The sequence below is a fragment of the Afifella sp. JA880 genome (assembly GCF_025379905.1).
In the GTDB taxonomy this organism is placed as follows: Bacteria; Pseudomonadota; Alphaproteobacteria; order Rhizobiales; family Afifellaceae; genus Afifella; species Afifella aestuarii.
Map to the genome: position 1 here is coordinate 1,141,118 of NZ_JAOANH010000001.1, position 19,387 is coordinate 1,160,504.

A 19,387-nucleotide genomic window follows, 5' to 3' on the forward strand; every position below is an offset into this window, starting at 1 on the left:
ATTGGTCCGCGACGAACCGGGGTCGGGCGCTCGTCTCTCCTCAGGCCGTTGCGGCGCGGGGCAGGAAGCGCGCAAAAGCCCGCATGTGAAATGCCGTCTCCGCCGGCTGATAGCGGTAAGCGGCGCCGACCGGACAGGCGTTGCGGGCGTGGCAGCCGACGGCGAGACAATCGGCCTCGCGCCTCATGATATGGGCGGCGCAGGCCGCCACGTCATAGGCCGCTTCGCGGACGGCACCGGCCGGACAGGTTGTGAGACAGGGCTTTTCGGCGCAGCTCTCGCAGGGCATGTCTGGAGCTGGACGCGGCGGCAGATCGAGACGTTCGGCGAAGAGCAAAGCGGCGCGGTAGGCGTGCCAGAGCCCGTACTCGGGATGGATCAGAATGCCGAGCGGCGACGGCCCGAGCCCTTCCGCCCTCCCCGCCCAGCGCTGGAACGGCCGATGCGGCCGATCGAACGGATAGACCGCCTCGCCGCCGAAAGCTTCCGCAATGGGCTCCACCACGTGCTCAGTCCAGCGGTCGAGCGGGTCGCCACCCTCCCCCGCATGTGGCGCGAAGGCCTGCCACATCGCCGGCCCGGCATTGCCGACGAGGAGGAGCGTGCCGCAGCCGTCGAGCTCCGCCTCGTCCTTGTCAGGGTGAAACCCGCCGCGCAGGATGAGGCCGTGGTGTCCCAGCCTCGCTGCGATCTCGCTCAGCACCAGCTTGTCTCCCTCTCGCTGCGCAGGTACCTATTCCTGACCTTTTCAGGGGACAAGCATGATCCTCATCGGCCAATACGATTCCCCTTTCGTGCGGCGCGTCGGCGTGGCGCTCACGCTCTACGACATGCCTTTCGAGCACCGGCCCTGGTCGGTTTTCGGTGATGGCGACAAGATCCGCGCGTACAACCCTTTGATGCGGGTGCCGACCCTCGTCCTCGACAATGACGACGTCCTCATCGAAAGCTACGCCATCCTCGATTATCTCGACAATCTCGTCGGGGCGGAGCGGGCGATGTTTCCAATCGAAGAGCCGGCGCGCCACCGCGCGATCAAGATCGCCTCGCTCGCCTCAGGGCTCGCCGACAAGGCCGTCAGCCTCATCTACGAATTGCGCCTGCACGGGGAAAAATCCGACATCTGGATGGAGCGCTGTCGCAACCAGATCTCGGGCGTTCTCGCGGCGCTCGAGGCCGACCGCAAGCGGCTCGACGCGCCCTACTGGCTCGGCACCTCGATCGGCCATGCCGACATTTTCGTCGCGACGGCCCTGCGCTTTTTGAGCGAGGCGCATCCGGGTCTCGTGGATATGGCCGCCTATCCGGCGCTCAAAGCACATGCGGAACGGCTCGAGGCACTGCCCGCCTTCAAGACGATCTATCAGCCCTTCGACACGCCGGTCTGAGAGTGGCCTGCCGCTCGACGCGAGGACTCGTCCATTCACGGTCGACGACGCCCGCCGCCGTAAAACAGCATGCAGGTTAGACCCTTGCGCCTCTTAGCTAAAAGCGTCCGGCATCGAGGCCTTGGTCGTCTCGATGAACTCCTTCAGCGCCTCGTCGATGCCCTCGTCGAGCGGCGGGGCCTCGTACTCGGCGAGCCATTTCTTCCACAGCCCGTTGGCGCGTTCCTCGGCCGTCTTTGAGCCTTCCGCCAGCCATTGCTCGAAGGAATTGTTGTCGGCGACGGGCGAGCGGTAGAACGCGGTCTCGAAATTCGCCTGGGTATGGGCGCAGCCGAGATAATGGCTGCCCGGTCCGACCTCGCGGATGGCATCCATCGCCTGGCCGTTTTCCGAAAGGTCCACGCCACGCGAGAGCTGCTGCATCATGGCGAGCTGGTCGCAATCCATGACGAATTTCTCATAGGACGAGACGAGCCCGCCTTCGAGCCAGCCCGCCGCATGCAGCACGAAATTCGTGCCGGCCATCACCGTCGGTGTGAGGGTTTGCGCGCTTTCATAGGCCGCCTGCGCGTCGCAGACCTTGGAGGCGCAGAGCGAGCCGCCGGAGCGGAACGGCAGATTGAGGCGGCGGGCGAGCTGCGCCGCGCCGTAAAGCACCAAAGTCGGTTCCGGCGTACCGAAGGTCGGTGCGCCCGACTGCATCGAGATCGACGAGGCGAAGGTGCCCATGATGACCGGGGCGCCCGGCCGGCAAAGTTGCGTGAAGGCGGCACCCGCAAGCACTTCGGCAAGGACCTGCGTGAGCGTTCCCGCGACCGTCACCGGCGACATGGCGCCCGCCAGAATGAACGGCGTCACGATCGTGCCCTGGTTCGCCCGCGCATAGGTCTTGAGCGCACCCAGCATCGTCGCGTCGAAGACCATCGGCGAATTGACGTTGATGAGGTTGATCAAAACGCAGTTCTGGTCGACGAACTCCTCGCCGAAGACCATGCGCGCCATCGCGACCGAATCGGCTGCCCGTTCCGGCGCCGTGACGGAACCCATGAAGGGTTTGTCGGAATAGCGGATATGGGAATAGACCATATCGAGATGGCGCTTGTTGACCGGGATATCGACCGGCTCGCACACCGTGCCGCCGGAATGGTGCAGCGCCGGCGCCTGATAGGCGAGCTTCACGAGGTTCTGGAAATCCTCGATCGTGCCGTAGCGGCGACCATTGTCGAGATCGCGCACGAAAGGCGGGCCATAGACAGGCGCAAACACCGTCGCCTTGCCACCGATTTCGACCGAACGCTCGGGATTTCGAGCATGCTGCGTAAACGTCTGGGGCGCCGTCTTCAGAAGCTCGCGGCACAGACCCTTGGGAAAGCGTACGCGCTCGCCGGAGACGTCTGCCCCCGCCTCGCGCCACATCTCGAGCGCTTCGGGATCTTCGCGGAACTCGATGCCGATTTCTTCGAGCACCGTGTCGGCATTCTGCTCGATGAGCGCCAGGCCCTCTTCGTCGAGAACCGTCTGCTCCGGAAGGATACGGCGAATGAAGGGCATCTGGAGAGAGCGCGAGCCGGACCGTTTCGCCCGCCTCGCCTCCGCTCCGCCGCTTGCCCGGCGGCGCCGTCCGCCACGCTCGTCCACACCGGCCGTTTCGTCGGTCGTGCCCATCCTCAGCGCTCCTGCCTCAGCGGAAATCGTCAGCGAAGGCTAGAGCGCCGCTTGCCCGCATGGTCTTCCGCCTGCGGCAGAGTGTGACGCGGCGGGAAAACTCGAAAAATTCCAGGTCGCAGACAAAATCATCTCAGGTCGTGATCAAAGCATTGGCTTGCTCTAAATGTCCGCATGATGCGAAGACGCTTCCACGTGCAAACGCTTGGCAAGGAGCCTGCCTGTGGCCGAAGAGGAAATTGTCCTGTCCGAACTCAGCGATGAGGATCTCGTCGCGCAGATGCACGACGATCTTTACGACGGGCTCAAAGAAGAGATCGAAGAGGGTGTAAACATTCTCCTGGAGCGGGGATGGGCACCTTATGACGTCCTCACCAAGTCGCTCGTGGAAGGCATGCGCATCGTCGGCGAGGATTTCCGGGATGGGATCCTGTTCGTCCCGGAGGTGCTTCTCTCCGCCAATGCCATGAAGGCGGGCATGGGGATCCTGCGCCCGCTGCTCGCCGAAACCGGCGCGCCAAAGATCGGCAAGATGGTGATCGGGACCGTCAAAGGCGACATCCACGACATCGGCAAGAACCTCGTCGCGATGATGATGGAGGGCGCCGGCTTCGAGGTGATCAACATCGGCATCAACAATCCCGTCGAGAACTATCTCGCCGCGATCGAGGAACATCAGCCGGACATCATCGGCATGTCCGCGCTTCTGACGACCACCATGCCGTATATGAAGGTCGTCATCGATACGCTGAAGGAGAAAGGCATCCGCGACGATTACATCGTTCTCGTGGGCGGTGCGCCTTTGAACGAGGAATTCGGGCGCGCGATCGGCGCCGATGCCTATTGCCGCGATGCCGCCGTAACGGTGGAGACCGCCACGGATCTCATCAAACGCCGGCACAATCAGCGGGCCAGCGCGGCCAGCTGAGCCTCGTAGGTGCTGGCCAAAAGCTCCGGTTCAAAAACCTGAGCTGCGGGACGATCCTTACATAAAAAGAGCGGCGCCCGGGCGCCGCTCATTGCGTTCAAGGGGTTGCTCGGCCCGCAAGGCCGCCCCATTCCGTGGGCGGTCGCACCAGCCGGAAAACTTCTTACGGGTTGCCCTGGACGGTGTCTTCGACGGCGTTGCCGGTTTCCTGAACATCGCGCCCGACACCGCGCACCGTATGCTCGCAGGCGGCAAGGCTCAGGCCGAACGAAGCAAGGACCACGAAAAACACACCACGACGCACAAGATTCATCACAGAACTCCCTGAGGCCGCCACCCCGGCGGCTTTCTTGTGCAACGGCGCCTGAGCGCGATTGGTTCCGGCTCGCACACGTCCTCAAGGCTCGCGATGGTGCTCGTAGTATTGCCGCAGAACCGCATTGATGCGCGTCTGGTAGCCACGCCCTTGCGACTTGAACCATTCGAGGACATCCGCATCGATCCTGATCGAGGCGTGGGTCTTCGTGCGCGGCAACGGCACTTCGGTCATGACCCAGTCCGGCGAGACCGCATTAAGCGCGTCGTCCGGATCGCTTCCATCCGGCACACCCTGCCGGGCGGCCCGTTTCCAATCCGAACCGACCTCGCCTCGGCTGCGCATCTCCTCCAGGTCATTCGCCGTGAATCGTACGATGCGCTCTTTCTTCTCCGGCATGGGCTCTCCTCATCGAAATCACGCGGAGCACATCGCCGCGCTTTGCATGTATATACACTTTGTAGCACGCCAACATCCAAAGAAGAGCAGACTTTGCCGAGAAAGCTCAGGAGCTCTATAGAAAGCCCGATGAGCGACATTCGCGCAGATGGCCGAGCGCCGCAGCCGGGCGCGGCGAAAGCCGACGATCTCCTCGTCATCGCCTGCGGTGCGCTGGCGCGCGAGATCGGCGATGTCGTCGAAGCGAACGGCCTCGCCCATGTCCGCCTCACCTGCCTGCCTGCCATCCTGCACAACCGGCCGGAAAAGATCCCGGAAGCCGTCCGAGAGGCGATCCGCAAGGCCCGCGCACAAGGCTTTGAGCGCATCCTCATCGGCTATGGCGATTGCGGCACGGGCGGGCGCCTAGACGAGGTCTGCGCGGCCGAAGGCGTCTCACGCATCGACGGGCCGCATTGCTATGCGTTCTATTCCGGCAATGCCCGCTTCGCCGCGCGGGGCGACGCCGATATGGACGCCTTCTTCCTGACCGACTTTCTCGCCCGTCAGTTCGAGGCTTTCGTTATCGAACCGCTCGGCCTCGACCGGCATCCGGAGCTGCGCGACGCCTATTTCGGGCATTACCGCCGCCTCGTCTATCTGGCGCAGCGGCCGGACCCCGTGCTCGAAGAAAAAGCCCGCCAGGCGGCGAACCGCCTCGATCTCGCCTTTGAGATGCGGGTGACCGGCTATGGCGATCTCGCAAGCTTCCTCAGTGCGGCACCGGCAGACGCCGGCTGAAGCACCGCAATTTCCCGTCGATGTTGCGCAAGTCGGCAGAAAGTCGCAATTCGGAGCCGACTTGTCGCGGCCAAGCTCGCTTGCGGCCGGGGCGCTGCAACAATCACCCAGGAGAACAACGAATGGCTCAGCGGATCATCCTGTCATGGCGCGATATTCCGGCTCAGGTGATCATCAAGGCGGGGCGGAAAAGCGCCAAGCGCGAATTGCCGATCCGCTTCACGGAAGCGATCGACCGCTGCGCCATGAAGGTGGGCGCGCGTGATTCCGACGCCTATCTCGCCGAATGGCGCCGCGGCGAGCCGACCCCCTGCGGCGACGATCTCGAGGCGGAGGCGGATGCCTCAGCGGCGGCGATCGAGGCCGATTATCCGCCCGAGCGTCTCAAAGCGCTCGTCGATCAGGAAGGCTTCGAGCGCTGAGATCGCACGGCGCAGGCGGCGCGCTTTTGACGCGCCGGGCGCCTGCCGCTACAGACCAGCCCGGAACGAGGGGCGACACCGCCCGAAAACGGGCCCCGCAACGGGACCAGTGAAGGAAGAGCAGGCATGACACGCACCATCGTCGCTTCGGCCAAAAAGGAGATCGCGATCGGCTTCGACCAGCCCTTCTGCGTCATCGGCGAGCGCATCAACCCGACGGGCCGCAAGAAGCTCGCGGCGGAGATGGTGGAGGGCAATTTCGAGACGGTGAAAGCCGACGCGCTCGCCCAGGTCGCCGCCGGCGCCACGATGCTCGACGTCAATGCCGGCGTCACCGCCGTCGATCCGAACGAGACCGAGCCGCCGCTTCTCGTCGAAACGCTGAAGATCGTGCAGTCGCTCGTCTCCGTGCCGATTTCAATCGACAGCTCCGTGCCGGCCGCCCTGAAGGCGGGGCTCGAAGTGGCCGAAGGCCGCCCCCTCGTCAATTCGGTGACGGGCGAAGAGGATCGGCTCGAAGCGATCCTGCCGCTCATCAAGAAATACAACGTGCCGGTAGTGGCGATCTCCAACGACGAGACCGGCATTTCTGAAGATCCGGACGTGCGCTTCGCCGTCGCCAAGAAGATCGTGGAACGCGCCGCCGATTACGGCATCAAGCCCGAAGACATCGTCGTCGATCCCCTGGTCATGCCGATCGGCGCCATGGGGACGGCCGGACTGCAGGTCTTCGCGCTCGTCAGGCGGCTGCGCGAGGAGCTCAAGGTCAACACGACCTGCGGCGCCTCCAATGTCTCCTTCGGCCTGCCGCACCGCCACGGCATCAACGCCGCCTTCCTGCCGATGGCCATCGCTTCCGGCATGACGTCGGCGATCATGAACCCGGTCCGGCCGCAGGAGATGGAGGCGGTGCGCGCGGCGAACGTCCTCATGGGCACCGACAAGGACTGCATGACCTGGATCCGCTCCTACAAGGACTACCAGCCGGCCGCGGGCGGCACGCCAGCCGCATCGCCCGCCCCGGCAGACGGTGGCGGTGGCCGCCGCCGCGGCGGCCGCGAGGCCCGACGCGCACGGACGGGCGGATGACAATGGCACGGCGGAACTCCCCTCCCCCTTGCGGGGAGGGGCTGGGGGAGGGGTAGCTCCGTGCCGCGCTCGGTGATCGAGCCGGAGGTCCGGGACCGGGCCCGCAAACAGCGCAAATCGCCGACGCGCGGCGAGAAGGCAATGCACGAGTATCTCCGGAGCTTCCGACCGTATGGCGCGCGCTTCCGGCGGGAGGCGCCGATCGGCCCCTACGTCGTCGACTTCGCCTGGCTTTCGGCGCGGATCGTCATCGAAGTCGATGGCGCCTCGCATGATCTGCCGGGGCGGCCTGTGGAAGATGCGCGCCGAGATCGGTTCCTCGAAGGACGTGGCTTCCGTGTCTTCAGGGTCCGCGATGCGGATGTGATGGCAAATCGCCGAGAGGCGTTCGAAGCGATCGAGGCGGCGATCCTCTCACACTTGAAAGTTCCAGGGAGCCGGTTCGACGCAGACCTCAAGGGTGGGCGTGACCCCTCCCCTAACCCCTCCCCGCAGGGGGGAGGGGAATCCGGCTTTGCCGATCGGCAGCGCTTGCGTCCCCTCAACAGGCGCTCCAAGTGAGCGGCATGCCTTTGCTGCGTCGACCAGCGGCCACCAAACCCGAAACACTCAGCCATCCATGACCGAACCTCAAAAAGACCCCCTCGTCCTGTTCATGCCGTCAGGAAGGCGCGGACGTTTTCCGAAAGGCACGCCCGTCCTCGATGCGGCGCGCCAGCTCGGCGTCTATATCGAGAGCGTCTGCGGTGGGCGCGGCATCTGCGGGCGCTGCCAGATCGAGGCGCAGGAAGGTCATTTCGCCAAGCACGGCATCTCCTCCGCATCCGACCATCTCTCCGGTGTCACTGAGGCGGAGAACCGCTACGCCGAAAAGCGCGTGCTGACCGAAGGCCGCCGCCTCTCCTGTCAGGCGCTCGTCGAAGGTGATCTCGTCGTCGACGTGCCGCAGGACGTGCAGATCAACCGCCAGATCGTGCGAAAGCGTGCCGAAACGCGGGTGATCGAGCGCGATCCAGCGACCCAGCTCTGTTATGTCGAGGTCGAGGAGCCCGACATGGAAAAGCCGCTCGGCGATGCCGACCGGCTCCTCCATGCGCTTGAGAAGGAATGGGGCTTTCAGAAGCCGCGCATCTCCTCCCGCCTCCTGCCGCAGATACAGAAGCTCTTGCGCGAGGGCGAGTGGAAGGTCACCTGCGCCGTCTATACCGACGGGCGCGCGGAGGCCGGCGGACCGATCGTGACGGCGATCTTCCCGGGCTTTCACAATGTCGGCTGCGGCCTTGCCGTCGACATCGGCTCGACCACGATCGCGGCTCACCTCACCTCTCTCCTCTCCGGCCGCACGATGGCGTCTGCCGGCGCGCCCAACCCGCAGATCCGCTTCGGTGAGGATCTGATGAGCCGCGTCTCCTATGTGATGATGAACCCGGAAGGCCGGGCGCAGATGACCAAGGCGGTGCGCGACGCGATCGGCGTTCTCATCGCCGAGCTCGTCCAGGGGGCTGGCATCACCGCCGACGACGTTCTCGAAGCGGTCTTCGTCGGCAATCCGATCATGCACCACCTCTTCCTCGGCATCGATCCGACCGAGCTCGGCGGCGCGCCCTTCGCGCTTGCCGTCTCCGACGCGGTCACCTTGGAGGCACGCGAGATCGGCCTGCCGATCAACAACGGCGCGCATGTCTATGTGCTGCCCTGCATCGCCGGCCATGTCGGTGCCGATGCCGCCGCGGTGACGCTCGCGGAAGGCCCGCATCGCGCCGAAGAAATGACGCTCGTCGTCGATGTCGGCACCAATGCGGAGATCGTGCTCGGCAACAAGGAAAAACTCGTCGCCGCCTCCTCGCCGACGGGGCCCGCCTTCGAGGGCGCGGAGATCTCGGGCGGCCAGCGCGCCGCCCCCGGCGCGATCGAGCGTGTCCGGATCGACCGCGAGACGCTGGAACCGAAGATCAAGGTGATCGGCGGCGACGAATGGTCGAACGAGGAAGGTTTCGAGAAGGTCGCGCGCGATGTCGGCGTCACCGGCATCTGCGGCTCCGGCATCATCGAGGTCGTGGGCGAGATGTATCTCGCCGGCATCATCGACGAAGACGGCGTCATCGACGGCAGTCTTGCGGCGAAGTCTGAGCGGATTCAGCCGACGGGCCGCACCTTCTCCTATCTCCTCTGGCGCGGCGACGAGGCGGCGCGCAGCCAGGAGATCAAAATCCTGCAGACTGACATCCGCGCCATCCAGCTCGCCAAGGCGGCGCTTTATGCGGGCGTGCGCCTGTTGATGGACAAGCTCGGGCTCGAAGAGGTGGAGGCGATCAAGCTCGCCGGCGCTTTCGGTTCCTATATCGACCCGACCTACGCGATGGTGATCGGCCTCATCCCCGACTGCCCGATCGACAAGGTGAAGGGCGTCGGCAATGCCGCCGGCACGGGCGCGCGCATGGCCCTCCTCAACCGCTCCTACCGGCGCGAGATCGAGGAGGTCGTCAGACAGATCGAAAAGATCGAGACGGCGATGGAGCCGCGCTTCCAGGAGCATTTCGTGGCGGCGATGGCATTCCCCAACAAGGTCGAGGCGTTCCCCCACCTTGCCGGAGCCGTCACCCTGCCGCCGCGCAAGGTGCTCGGCGGAGGCGAAGACGGACGTCCGCGCCGACGCGGCGGGCGCCGGCGCTGAGCCGCCACCTCTGCGTCTGCCCAGCGCGTGCCGAGAGAGCCCGCATGCCGCGAAAGCCAGACATACGCATCCCGTGACGATGCGGCAGGGCCGCATCGCGGGCGACGAAATCGTCTGTCTTGGAAGCGTTGGAGCGCGTCAGCGCTCTTCCGCGTCAACCCTCTGCGCGGCGCGGGATCGCATGTCGCGTCGGGCCGGCCGTTTCGCGGCGCTCACGCCATTCCAGAAGAGCCTCGCGTACCACATCGTTCATCGATTCATAGAGACCGTCCCGAACGGCTTGCTGCAAGATCACAGCGAGCTGCGGCGGAAGAGCGATACTTATCTTCTCGATGGCACTCATGGCTGACTGGCCTTCCTCCAGGACCACCCCGACTAGCCCCTGTTGAGGGGGGTCCGACCTACCGCTTAAGCGACGAGCGGAGATTTACGGGCGATCATGGTCGTATTAGGGCGGATCGACGTCCATTTCCGCCATCAGCTATTTGCCCCTGCGACAAGATTCCTCAAGTATTCACGAGTTCATTCACAGCGCCGTCTGCAAGTCGCAAGCCGCCCTGCGGCACTTGAGAATTTCTGCGTGAGAACAACCAGCAGAGTAGCGAACAGCATCGCCCCGTTGCGCGGTCGCTCGGTGCATCTCGGAGGATTGCGTCAGGACCGTTCTTAGCCGTCTTGCCTGTCCGGACACGCGGCATGAATGCCTGCTCTTTCCCGCACTTTAGAATCAACTTATTTCGCGCGGTGCTGTCGCTCTGGCAGCGCTCGATCGCTTCGCTCGCCTGGTGCACCTCGCTGCCGACACATCCCGACACGATCTGGAGACAATCTTGAGTTCTGAGCAAGCTATGAGCGTGGGTACGCTGCTCACGTCGCTAGTCATCGGCTTTCTTGTTTTTATCGCCTACGACACCTTCAAGAAGACGGGTCCTCTCGATGAGGAGCCGATCACGTCGAATAAGGGCTCGATCATGATCTACATGATCTGGCAGGCCGGGATTTCTCTCGTGCTGACGTTCGGCGCGACGCTTCTGACGATCGAAATCTACGGGATATTCAATGGCAATCCGCCGGAAGCCGCCTTCTGGAGCGTGCCGGCCATGTTTGCGCTGGCAGGCGTCGCCTATGCCTACGCCGCGCTGCTTCGTGCAAAAGATGCGGGGCGAACACGCGGCTTCGCGCTTCTCGGGATCGTGCCGGTCGCCAATCTATGGCTCATCTTTGCCTCCCCGAAGAAAGCTCCCGAGCGGCCGGCCTATGTCCCGGCATGGCGCATCGTGCGCATCGCCATCGCTCTCGCCGCGGTCGTCATCAGCGTCGGATTGCGCACGTTGCAGGACGAGGCCTCGCGCATGCTTTTCCAGGCACAGGTCGCCGATCGCGTCGAAGAGCGAGTCGCCATCCAGAACGAGCGCCTGCCCAAGCAATTGAATGAGATGACGACGCTGGAAGAGGTGAATTTCGATGCCAGCCAAAAGGAGATCGTCTACCGATATTCGTTCGCATCGTCCGACATCGATGCCGCGTCCATCCGAGCCTGGCTCGCGAATACGATGAAACCGCGCGTCACGCCATCAACGTGTCAGGATCCGGTCGTGGCCGAATTCGGCTGGGTGACGCGCTTCCGGTATCTGGATGCAGACGAAAATCTCGTCGCCGAAATGTCGATCTCGAACGAGGATTGTTGAGGAGGCGGCTGGCGCGCCAGCCGCCCTGCCTGCGCATCGACGACCTTTGGCGAGGTCGTCTCAGCCTTTCCGTGCGACGATATAGGGACCATGCGGGTTCGTGCCGAAGACACGTTCGTCGACGATCTCGAAACCCGCCTGGCGGATCGCCTCGCGCAGAGCCGTTTTGGTCAGCGCATTCGCCTTTGGGAAAAGCCCGAAGGTTCGCAGCCCAAGAAATAGGGCACGCAGCTTCAGGCTCATATCGGCAAAACACCAGGTTTTGGCGATCATCATCCCGCTGGGCTTCAGATGCGCGTGGATCTCAGCCAGCGTGCCCTCAAGGTCGTCGACCAGATGCAGCACCTGGAAGGCGCAGATCGCATCGAACGGTCCACCGTCGAAAGCGCTTTGCGCATCGGCGAGAACGAAGCGCAGATTGCCCGGCGCCGGCTTCGCCTTGGCGATGCGCAGCATCTCGGGCGAGAAATCGGTCGCGATCCATTCCGCCACGAAGGGCGCAAGGCGGATCGCCGTTCCGCCCGTGCCGCAGCCGATCTCCAGGACGCGGTCCGTCGGCGCAAAGCGGCCGGACGCGTCGGCCAGCATCGCTTCATAAGCTTCCGGATCCTTGATCGGCCGCGCCGCATAGCGCTCGGCGATCTTGTCCCAGAAGCTCGCATGTGCCGTCTGTGTCATCGCCTGCCCCCCGCCGCGATCACGCTGTGGCGCCGAAGGCGCTCACGCTTTCTTTGAATGCACGCTTTCGGTGAGGAAGGTTTCGTCGGCTGCCGGGATCTGTTCCGGCACGCCCCATTCGCGTCCGGCGTCGGCGAGCACGCACCACAGATAATCCGCCATCGACCAGCGCACATAAAGACGGAAGCGTGCGGTCTCCTCCTCCCCGTGCTCCAGCCACAGCCAGCCCTGGGCGCGCGCGAAATTGGAGCCCGCGACATGCCCGACCGGAAAGCCACGCGGATGCAGATCGAGCGTCGTCAGCTTCATCAAGGCTTCGCGCGCCTTGCGGCCAGAGATCTCGATCGCGGTGTAATAATCGCTGACATCGACGAGCTGGTGATGCTGATCCGCGAGGCCTTTTTCCACCGCCTCGGCAAAGGCCGCAGCCTCCGCCTCCGGCACCAGAAGCAGGAATTCGTCGGGTCCGAGCCAGAAGACGACCCGCTCGCCGTTGACGACGGACATGAGCGGTGCCGCCGGAAGATCGAGACCGGCCGCCTCGCGAAACGCCTCGCCCCCGCTCGCCGGATCGAGCCGCAGAATGAACTTCCCCGCAAACGGCATTTCGGCCAGGCGCAGCGTTCCGGGCGCCCCTTCCACGGGCTGACGCAGCGCCAGCGGCGTGCGCCTCTCAGGCGGGGTCAGGCCTTCAGGCGGCGCCGCAGCTTCAGACGACTTCGTCGCATTCTCAGCCATGGCCGCCCTCCCGGCGCACCGCCTGCGGCAGCGCGCCCTTTGCCTTCAAATCCAGGAAGTCGATCTCTGTCACGCGCACCGGCACGGTCGGCTCGCCGCCGCGGGTGGCAAAAATCCGATCGCCGATTCGCCCGCCGCCCCCGGAGACGAGCGCAAGCGCGATCGAACGGCCGATATTGGGGCTGTAATAGCTCGACGTGACATGCCCCAGAACCGGCACGGGCGGCTCGGGCTCGTTGCGACGCTCGATCAGATGGGCGCCTTCTTCCAGAACGAGATCGGGGTCTTCCGTCAAAATGCCGACGAGCTGGCGGCGATCCGTCCGAACCGTATCGGAGCGGAACAGCGAGCGGCGGCCAATGAAATCGCCGTTCTTCTTGACGATCCAATCCATTCTGAGATCGCCGGGCGTGACCGTGCCGTCGGTGTCCTGGCCGACGATGACAAAACCCTTTTCGGCGCGCAGGAGATGCATCGCCTCCGTGCCATAGGGCGTGATGCCGTGCCTGGCGCCCTTCTCGATGATCTGCCGCCACATCCAGCGCCCATAGGTCGCCGGAATGTTGATCTCGTAAGACGTCTCGCCAGTGAACGAGATGCGGAAGACGCGCACCGGGATGCCGCCCATGGTCGCGTCTCGCCAGTCCATGAACTTGAAGCGCTCGGGATCGGCATCGAAATCATCGAGAAGCTCGGCCATCAGCGCCGGGGATTTCGGTCCGCAGATCGAGGCGACGGCCCATTGCTCGGTGACGGAGGTCAGGAAGACTTTGAGGTCCCGCCATTCCGTCTGCAGATAATCCTCGAGCTTGGCGAGAACCGAAGCCGCGCCGCCCGTCGTCGTCGTCATGTGGAAGTGATCGTCGGCGATGCAGGCGGTCACGCCATCATCGGCGACCATGCCATCCTCGCCGAGCATCAGCCCGTAGCGGCAGCGGCCGGGCGCGAGCTTCGACCACGAATTGGTGTAGACGCGGTTCAAAAACTCGCGCGCATCGGGCCCCTTCACGTCGATCTTGCCGAGCGTGGAGGCGTCGAGAACACCGCAATCGGTGCGTGCCGCCCGGGCCTCGCGCTGCACCGCCTGGAAGAAATCCTCGCCCTCGCGCGGATAGGCCCGCGGGCGCAGCCAGTCGCCGACGGGCTCGAAGACGGCGTCGCGGCGGCGATGCCAGCCATGCATCGGCGTCGTCCGCCGCGGGGCGAAATGCGGCCCGACATGCTGACCGGCGATCGCCGCAAACGTCACCGGCTTATAGGGCTGGCGGAACGTCGTCGTGCCGACGGCCGGCAGTTCCTCGCCGCGTTCGTTGGCGATGAAGGCGAAGGCGTTGAGATTGGCGATCTTGCCCTGGTCGTTGCCCATGCCGGTGGTGGTGTAGCGCTTGGCATGCTCCACCGCCTGATAGCCCTCTTGCAGAGCGAGCCGCAGATCTTTCGTGGTCACGTCGTCCTGGAGATCGATCCAGGCGCGACGGCGGTGCGGCGGCAGATGCGAGGGCATCTCCGGCATCACCTTCAAATGGCCCTGGCCGAGTTCCACGCCATCGACGTCCGGAACCGTCACATCGCCGGAATCAAAGCCTGCCTGCGCCGCCGCTTGCACACCGGCGCGCGCGCCTTCGGCCAACACGTCGGTGAGCGCATAGGTGCCGTTGCAGGCGCCGGCCGAGCGCTCTTTCTGCCAGGAGCGGCCGGGGCGGAAGGCGGCGAGTTCGGAATCGTAGCGCAGCTTGCCGCGCGACTGCGAAAACAGCGCGGCGTTCGGCGCATAGCCGCCGGCGACCGCCAGAAGATCGCACCCGATGTGGGAAAAACTCGTGCCCACGCTGCCGTCGCGATGCAGCGGGCGCACCTCGACCTGATTGACGCGGTGGCGGCCGGAGGTGCCGACGACCGTCGAGCTTGCATGGATCGGAATGCCGAGACGTGCCGCCTCCGCCATATGCTCGCCGGAGAGATCGGAGCGCACATCGATGATGCCGGCGATCTCCGCACCGTTGCGGGCCAGATCGAAGGCCGTCACCCAGCCGGTATCGTTGTTGGTGAAGATCGCGGGCCTTTTGCCGGCAAGCACGCCGTAGCGGTGCAGGAAGGTGCGCGCCGCACTTGCGAGCATGATGCCCGGACGGTCGTTTTCGTGGAAGACGAGCGGGCGCTCCAGCGCGCCGGTCGCCAGCACCACCTCCTTCGCCCGCACCCGCCACAGGCGCTGGCGCGGCAGATGGCCGAGGCGCTTCTCCTTCGGCAGATGGTCGGAGACCTTCTCCCAAAGACCCAAGAAATTGTTGCCGTAATATCCGAAGGCATTGGTGCGGGTGAGGATCGTCACCTCGGGCAGCGCGGCAAGCTCGTTCTGGATGTCGGCCACCCATTGCGCCGGCTGCACGCCGCCGAGCGACAGCTTCTCGGGATCGCGCGACAGAATAGAGCCGCCGAGGCGGTCCGTCTCTTCGACCAGGATGACGCGCGCGCCGGAGCGCCCGGCGGCAAGCGCCGCCATCAGGCCGGCAGGGCCGGCTCCCACGACGACAACGTCGCAGTGACGGTTGACGGTCTCGTAGCGGTCGGGATCGCCCGCCTCCGGCGCACGCCCGAGGCCCGCGAAGGCGCGGATCAGCGGCTCGAACAGCGCCGTCCAGGTGCCCGGAGGGCCCTTGAATGTCTTGTAGTAGAAGCCCGCCGGCATGAAGCGCCAGAACGGATCGAGGATGCCGCCGATATCCGTGCCGAGAGACGGCCAGCAATTCTGCGAGCTCGCCACCAGCCCATCATAGATTTCCTGCTCGGCGGCGCGGGTGTTGGGATCGAAGCGCTTGGAATCGACGCCGATCGCGACAAGGCCTGCCGGATCGGCGGAGCCTGCCGCGTAGATGCCGCGCGGACGGTGATATTTGAAAGACCGCGCCACCATGTGGCGGCCATTGGCGATCAAGGCCGAGGCGAGCGTGTCGCCCGGATGGCCGTGATAGGAAATGCCGTCATAGGTGAAACGAATGGTGCGCGAACGCTGGACGAGACCACCCTGTGGCGTGCGGAACGGCTGTTTCGACATCACTCGGCCTCGCCCGGCTGCATCACCTTGACGGCATCATTGCCCGAGCCGATCGGCGCTTCGCCGCACGGCGTTGCGGGCAGTTTCGCCTGCACCTCCGGAGCCCTCTCGCCGATCTTATAGACGGCGAGGATCTCGTCGGTCGCGGTGTTCCTCAGCATGTTGAAGAAGCGGCGGCAGCCGGCGGAATGCACCCAGCGCTCGGCGAGAACGCCTTTCGGGTTCGATCGCATGAAGACGAAGTCGGCCCATTCGGCATCGCTCATATCCTCGCGCCATTCCGGCCGGGCGATATGGGCCTCGCCGCCATAGGAAAATTCGGACTGGTCGCGCGCGCCGCAATAGGGGCAGGAGATCACAAACATCGGGCTTCTCCTAATGCGCGACGGCTGCCGCGCCGTGCTCGGCCACGAGGTTGCCGGTGACGAAGCGTTCCAGCGTGAACGGTGCGGCAATCGCGTTCGGCTCGTCATTGGCGACGAGATCGGCCAAAGCGTGACCGGAGCCCGGCGTCGCCTTCCAGCCGCCGGTGCCCCAGCCGCCGTCGATATAGAAGCCCTTCACCGGCGTCTTGGAAATGATTGGCGAGGCATCCGGGCAGACATCGACGATGCCACCCCACTGGCGCATCATCCGAACCCGCGAAACAAACGGGAAGAGCTCGATCAGCGCCGCCATCTGATGCTCGATGATGTCGAAGGAGCCGCGCTGCGTATAGGACAGATAAGGATCGATGCCGGCGCCGATGACGAGCTCGCCTTTCGAGGACTGGCTCATATAGACGTGGACGGCATTCGACATGACCACACACGGCAGAACCGGCTTCAAAGGCTCTGAGACGAGCGCCTGCAGCGGATGGCTTTCGATCGGCAGGCGCAGGCCGAGCATACCGGCGATCACCGAGGTGTGGCCGGCCGTGACGCAGGCGACCTTTTCGGTCGCGATCGTGCCGCGCGTCGTGCGCACGCCCGTGATCGCGCCCTTGTCCGTGTCGATGCCCGTCACCTCGCATTGCTCGATGATGTCGACACCCATATCGGAGGCGGCGCGCGCAAAGCCCCACACGACGGCATCATGTCGATTGACACCGCCGTCGCGCTGCAACGTGGCGCCGATCACCGGATAACGGGCGTCCGCCGCCACCGAAATCGGCGGGCAAAAGGCCTTCACTTCCTTGGCTTCCAGCCACTCAGCCTGGACACCGTTCAGACGGTTCGCTTCCACGCGGCGCTTCAGCTGGCGCGCCTCGCCCTCGTCATGGGCGAGATTGAGAACGCCGCGATGGCTCATCATGATGTTGTAGTTGAGCTCGCGCGACAGATCCTTCCACAAGGTCAGCGCGTGGTTATAAAGCGCGGCCGAAGCATCGTAGAGATAGTTGGAGCGGATGATGGTGGTGTTGCGGCCGGAATTGCCGCCGCCGATCCAGCCCTTTTCCACGACGGCGATGTTGGTCATGCCGTGGAGCTTGGCGAGATAATAGGCGGTCGCCAGCCCATGGCCGCCGCCGCCGATGATCACCGCATCGTAGGAGGGTTTAGGCTCCGCTTTGCGCCACGCGGGCTGCCAGCCCTTGTGGCCGCTCAGGCCTTCTCGAATGAGGCGGACGACGTTGTAGCGCTGCATGAAAGCCGTTTAGCCGCCGCAGGCGTTAAGGGCAAATGCACGAGCGACGTCCGATTGTCGCTCTACGCCCTTTTCGCCTTATCCGACTACGCCATTTGGATGAGGTCCCTTACGGACATTTCATTTGCACATTATAAGCACGCTTATTATATGCCTGACCATGGAGCACAAAACCTCACTCGGATTTCTGATCACGGATGCGGCGCGCCTGCTCAGGCGGCGCTTCGAACAGAGTTCACGGCAGTTCGGCATGACCGCGGCGCAACTTCACATCTTGGGGCGCCTTTCCAAGATCGAAGGCATCAACCAGGCCGGTCTTGCGGCACTTCTCGACATGGAGCCGATCACCGTCTGCCGTCACGTCGATCGCATGGAGACTGCTGGCCTCATCGAACGCCGTCAGGATCCGAACGATCGGCGCGTCCGCACGCTGCACATCACCGACAAGGGACGTGAGCTTTTGCCGGACATGCGCAATCTCGCAAACGAGATCTTCGAGGAAGCGCAAAACGGTCTCTCGGAGGGGACACGCGCGACCCTGCTTACCGCGCTTGAACGAATTGTCAGCAATCTGTCGGAACGGCCCGGGGAAGAGGTCGAACCGCAGCGTCAGCATGTGGAAGCCTGAAGCCTATGAGTGAAGATTTAAAGCCACGTGAGGAGCCGCTCTTCCCCGACGACGACGTCGCGGATGCGCGCCCATCCAAAGCTCCGGCACAAAACCGGGTGGACGAGACGAACGACGAGGACGAAAGCTCCAGCGAAGTGTTGGAAGCCTTGGACAGTCGCGAACAGAATCCTGCCCCGCCCGAACCCGAAAAGAAGCGGCCGCGCAAGAAGCGGGTGGCGCTGATGATCGCGCTGCCGCTCGCCCTTGCCATCGGTGGCGGCTATTTCTGGCTGACCTCCGGACGCTACATCTCGACCGAAGACGCCTATGTCCAGCAGGACAAGGTCAATGTCGTGCCGGAAGTCGCCGGGCGCATCGTCAAGGTCGGGGCCGGCGAGAACCAACCCGTGACGACCGGCGATCTCCTCTTTGCCATCGACGATGCGCAGTATCGCGTCGCCGTCGATCAGGCCAAAGCGGCGGTCGCCTCTGCCCGCCTCGAGGTGGAGCGCATGAAAGCCGCCTACGCTTCGGCGGTCGCGGATAAGGAATCGGCGGATCAGTCCCTCACCTTCGCCGAGGACACGTTCAATCGCCAGGACCGCCTGCACGATCGCGGGTTCGTCTCGCAATCGGCCCTCGACAAGGCACGGCTCGATCTGCAGCAGGCGCAGGCGAAGGCCCGGTCAGCCGAGCAGAGCGTGATGAGTGCCAAGGCGGCGCTTGCCGGCAATCCCGACATCGCGACCGACGATCATCCGGAAGTCATGCAGGCCCTCGCAAAGCTGGAAGCAGCCGAGCTCGACCTCGATCACACCGTGGTGACGGCGCCGGCGAACGGCATCGTCAGCCAGACGGACCGGCTGCGCGTCGGCCAATACGTCACCTCCGGCACGTCGGTCCTGAGCCTCGTGGAGACCGACGAAGTCTGGGTCGAAGCGAATTACAAGGAAACCGAGCTCACCTATATGCGTGAGGGCCAGCCCGTCGAAATCGACGTCGACACCTATCCCGACCATCCGCTGAAAGGCCGGGTGGCGAGTGTCGGCGCGGGCACCGGTTCGGAGTTTTCGCTTCTGCCGGCGCAGAACGCCACCGGCAATTGGGTGAAGGTCGTCCAGCGCATCCCGGTGCGCATCGCCATCGCCGATCTGCCGAAAGACGTCCCCCTGCGCACCGGCATGAGCGTCAGCGCCACCGTCGATACCGGCCGCTCGCCGGAACTGCCAGAGTTCGTCGAAAAAGGCCTCGCCTTTCTCGGCTTCGATTTTCCCACCACCACGGCCCAGGCGCATGAGACGGTCGCGGCCCAGGGTGTGACGCAGCACTGA

General features: G+C 64.5%; 20 protein-coding genes. 10 read left to right on the forward strand and 10 right to left on the reverse strand.

Annotated elements, in window-relative coordinates; all coding sequences use genetic code 11:
• Positions 1 to 40 precede the first annotated feature (40 nt).
• Entirely contained in the window at positions 41 to 703 is a 663-nt protein-coding gene (locus NYQ83_RS05370; protein ID WP_261213082.1) for a hypothetical protein, read from the reverse strand.
• Between the two features lie 58 nt (positions 704 to 761).
• Here NYQ83_RS05370 and NYQ83_RS05375 point away from each other — a divergent pair, with 58 nt between their 5' ends.
• On the forward strand, positions 762 to 1,388 hold the full coding sequence (locus tag NYQ83_RS05375) for a glutathione S-transferase family protein (RefSeq protein ID WP_261213084.1): 627 nt from the start codon (positions 762 to 764) through the stop codon (positions 1,386 to 1,388).
• A 93-nt stretch (positions 1,389 to 1,481) separates the two neighbouring features.
• Here NYQ83_RS05375 and NYQ83_RS05380 read toward each other — a convergent pair whose 3' ends face one another.
• Positions 1,482 to 3,053 carry a trimethylamine methyltransferase family protein gene (locus NYQ83_RS05380; RefSeq protein ID WP_261213086.1) on the reverse strand — a complete coding sequence of 524 codons (1,572 nt, stop codon included), beginning with the start codon at positions 3,051 to 3,053 and terminating at the stop codon, positions 1,482 to 1,484.
• A gap of 223 nt (positions 3,054 to 3,276) precedes the next feature.
• Between NYQ83_RS05380 and NYQ83_RS05385 the strand changes: the two genes are divergently transcribed.
• Positions 3,277 to 3,981 carry a corrinoid protein gene (locus NYQ83_RS05385; protein WP_128292654.1) on the forward strand — a complete coding sequence of 235 codons (705 nt, stop codon included), beginning with the start codon at positions 3,277 to 3,279 and terminating at the stop codon, positions 3,979 to 3,981.
• A 163-nt stretch (positions 3,982 to 4,144) separates the two neighbouring features.
• On the opposite strand, the gene NYQ83_RS05390 is transcribed toward NYQ83_RS05385, so the two are convergent.
• Together NYQ83_RS05390 and NYQ83_RS05395 are read right to left on the reverse strand one after the other, a co-directional pair.
• Positions 4,145 to 4,294 (reverse strand): entericidin A/B family lipoprotein, encoded by a 150-nt coding sequence (locus NYQ83_RS05390; protein ID WP_128292653.1) that lies wholly within the window; start codon positions 4,292 to 4,294, stop codon positions 4,145 to 4,147.
• Positions 4,295 to 4,378: 84 nt separating this feature from the next.
• Entirely contained in the window at positions 4,379 to 4,696 is a 318-nt protein-coding gene (locus tag NYQ83_RS05395; RefSeq protein WP_246008497.1) for a BrnA antitoxin family protein, read from the reverse strand.
• Between the two features lie 129 nt (positions 4,697 to 4,825).
• Here NYQ83_RS05395 and NYQ83_RS05400 point away from each other — a divergent pair, with 129 nt between their 5' ends.
• The 5 genes from NYQ83_RS05400 (at position 4,826) to NYQ83_RS05420 (ending at position 9,661) form a co-directional block, all read left to right on the forward strand.
• On the forward strand, positions 4,826 to 5,476 hold the full coding sequence (locus NYQ83_RS05400) for a DUF1638 domain-containing protein (protein ID WP_261213090.1): 651 nt from the start codon (positions 4,826 to 4,828) through the stop codon (positions 5,474 to 5,476).
• Between the two features lie 122 nt (positions 5,477 to 5,598).
• Positions 5,599 to 5,898 carry a virulence factor gene (locus NYQ83_RS05405; RefSeq protein ID WP_234630615.1) on the forward strand — a complete coding sequence of 100 codons (300 nt, stop codon included), beginning with the start codon at positions 5,599 to 5,601 and terminating at the stop codon, positions 5,896 to 5,898.
• Positions 5,899 to 6,024: 126 nt separating this feature from the next.
• On the forward strand, positions 6,025 to 6,987 hold the full coding sequence (locus NYQ83_RS05410; RefSeq protein ID WP_261213091.1) for a methyltetrahydrofolate cobalamin methyltransferase: 963 nt from the start codon (positions 6,025 to 6,027) through the stop codon (positions 6,985 to 6,987).
• Positions 6,988 to 7,047: 60 nt separating this feature from the next.
• Positions 7,048 to 7,548, forward strand: a complete 501-nt coding sequence (locus NYQ83_RS05415; protein WP_261213092.1) for an endonuclease domain-containing protein — start codon at positions 7,048 to 7,050, stop codon at positions 7,546 to 7,548.
• Positions 7,549 to 7,606: 58 nt separating this feature from the next.
• On the forward strand, positions 7,607 to 9,661 hold the full coding sequence (locus NYQ83_RS05420) for an ASKHA domain-containing protein (RefSeq protein ID WP_261213094.1): 2,055 nt from the start codon (positions 7,607 to 7,609) through the stop codon (positions 9,659 to 9,661).
• A 154-nt stretch (positions 9,662 to 9,815) separates the two neighbouring features.
• Here the strand turns inward: NYQ83_RS05420 and NYQ83_RS05425 are convergent, their stop codons facing one another.
• Positions 9,816 to 10,004 (reverse strand): type II toxin-antitoxin system ParD family antitoxin, encoded by a 189-nt coding sequence (locus NYQ83_RS05425; protein WP_092809560.1) that lies wholly within the window; start codon positions 10,002 to 10,004, stop codon positions 9,816 to 9,818.
• Between the two features lie 487 nt (positions 10,005 to 10,491).
• On the opposite strand from NYQ83_RS05425, the gene NYQ83_RS05430 reads away from it, so the two are divergent.
• Entirely contained in the window at positions 10,492 to 11,349 is an 858-nt protein-coding gene (locus NYQ83_RS05430) for a hypothetical protein (RefSeq protein WP_261213098.1), read from the forward strand.
• Positions 11,350 to 11,409: 60 nt separating this feature from the next.
• Here NYQ83_RS05430 and NYQ83_RS05435 read toward each other — a convergent pair whose 3' ends face one another.
• From NYQ83_RS05435 to NYQ83_RS05455, 5 genes are read right to left on the reverse strand one after another with little or no spacing between them, the layout of a single operon-like run.
• Positions 11,410 to 12,027 carry a class I SAM-dependent methyltransferase gene (locus tag NYQ83_RS05435; protein WP_261213100.1) on the reverse strand — a complete coding sequence of 206 codons (618 nt, stop codon included), beginning with the start codon at positions 12,025 to 12,027 and terminating at the stop codon, positions 11,410 to 11,412.
• Positions 12,028 to 12,069: 42 nt separating this feature from the next.
• Positions 12,070 to 12,765, reverse strand: coding sequence for a sarcosine oxidase subunit gamma (locus NYQ83_RS05440; protein ID WP_261213102.1), 696 nt, complete (start codon positions 12,763 to 12,765; stop codon positions 12,070 to 12,072).
• Positions 12,758 to 15,820, reverse strand: a complete 3,063-nt coding sequence (locus NYQ83_RS05445) for a sarcosine oxidase subunit alpha family protein (protein ID WP_261213104.1) — start codon at positions 15,818 to 15,820, stop codon at positions 12,758 to 12,760. The genes NYQ83_RS05440 and NYQ83_RS05445 overlap by 8 nt, the downstream gene beginning before the upstream one ends.
• Entirely contained in the window at positions 15,820 to 16,185 is a 366-nt protein-coding gene (locus NYQ83_RS05450; protein ID WP_128292645.1) for a sarcosine oxidase subunit delta, read from the reverse strand. The genes NYQ83_RS05445 and NYQ83_RS05450 overlap by 1 nt, the downstream gene beginning before the upstream one ends.
• Positions 16,186 to 16,195: 10 nt before the next feature.
• Positions 16,196 to 17,446 (reverse strand): sarcosine oxidase subunit beta family protein, encoded by a 1,251-nt coding sequence (locus NYQ83_RS05455; protein WP_261213106.1) that lies wholly within the window; start codon positions 17,444 to 17,446, stop codon positions 16,196 to 16,198.
• 160 nt (positions 17,447 to 17,606) lie between these two features.
• On the opposite strand from NYQ83_RS05455, the gene NYQ83_RS05460 reads away from it, so the two are divergent.
• A complete protein-coding gene (locus NYQ83_RS05460; RefSeq protein WP_128292643.1) occupies positions 17,607 to 18,074 on the forward strand; it encodes a MarR family winged helix-turn-helix transcriptional regulator in 468 nt (155 codons plus the stop codon).
• Between the two features lie 5 nt (positions 18,075 to 18,079).
• Positions 18,080 to 19,387, forward strand: coding sequence for an HlyD family secretion protein (locus NYQ83_RS05465; protein WP_261213112.1), 1,308 nt, complete (start codon positions 18,080 to 18,082; stop codon positions 19,385 to 19,387).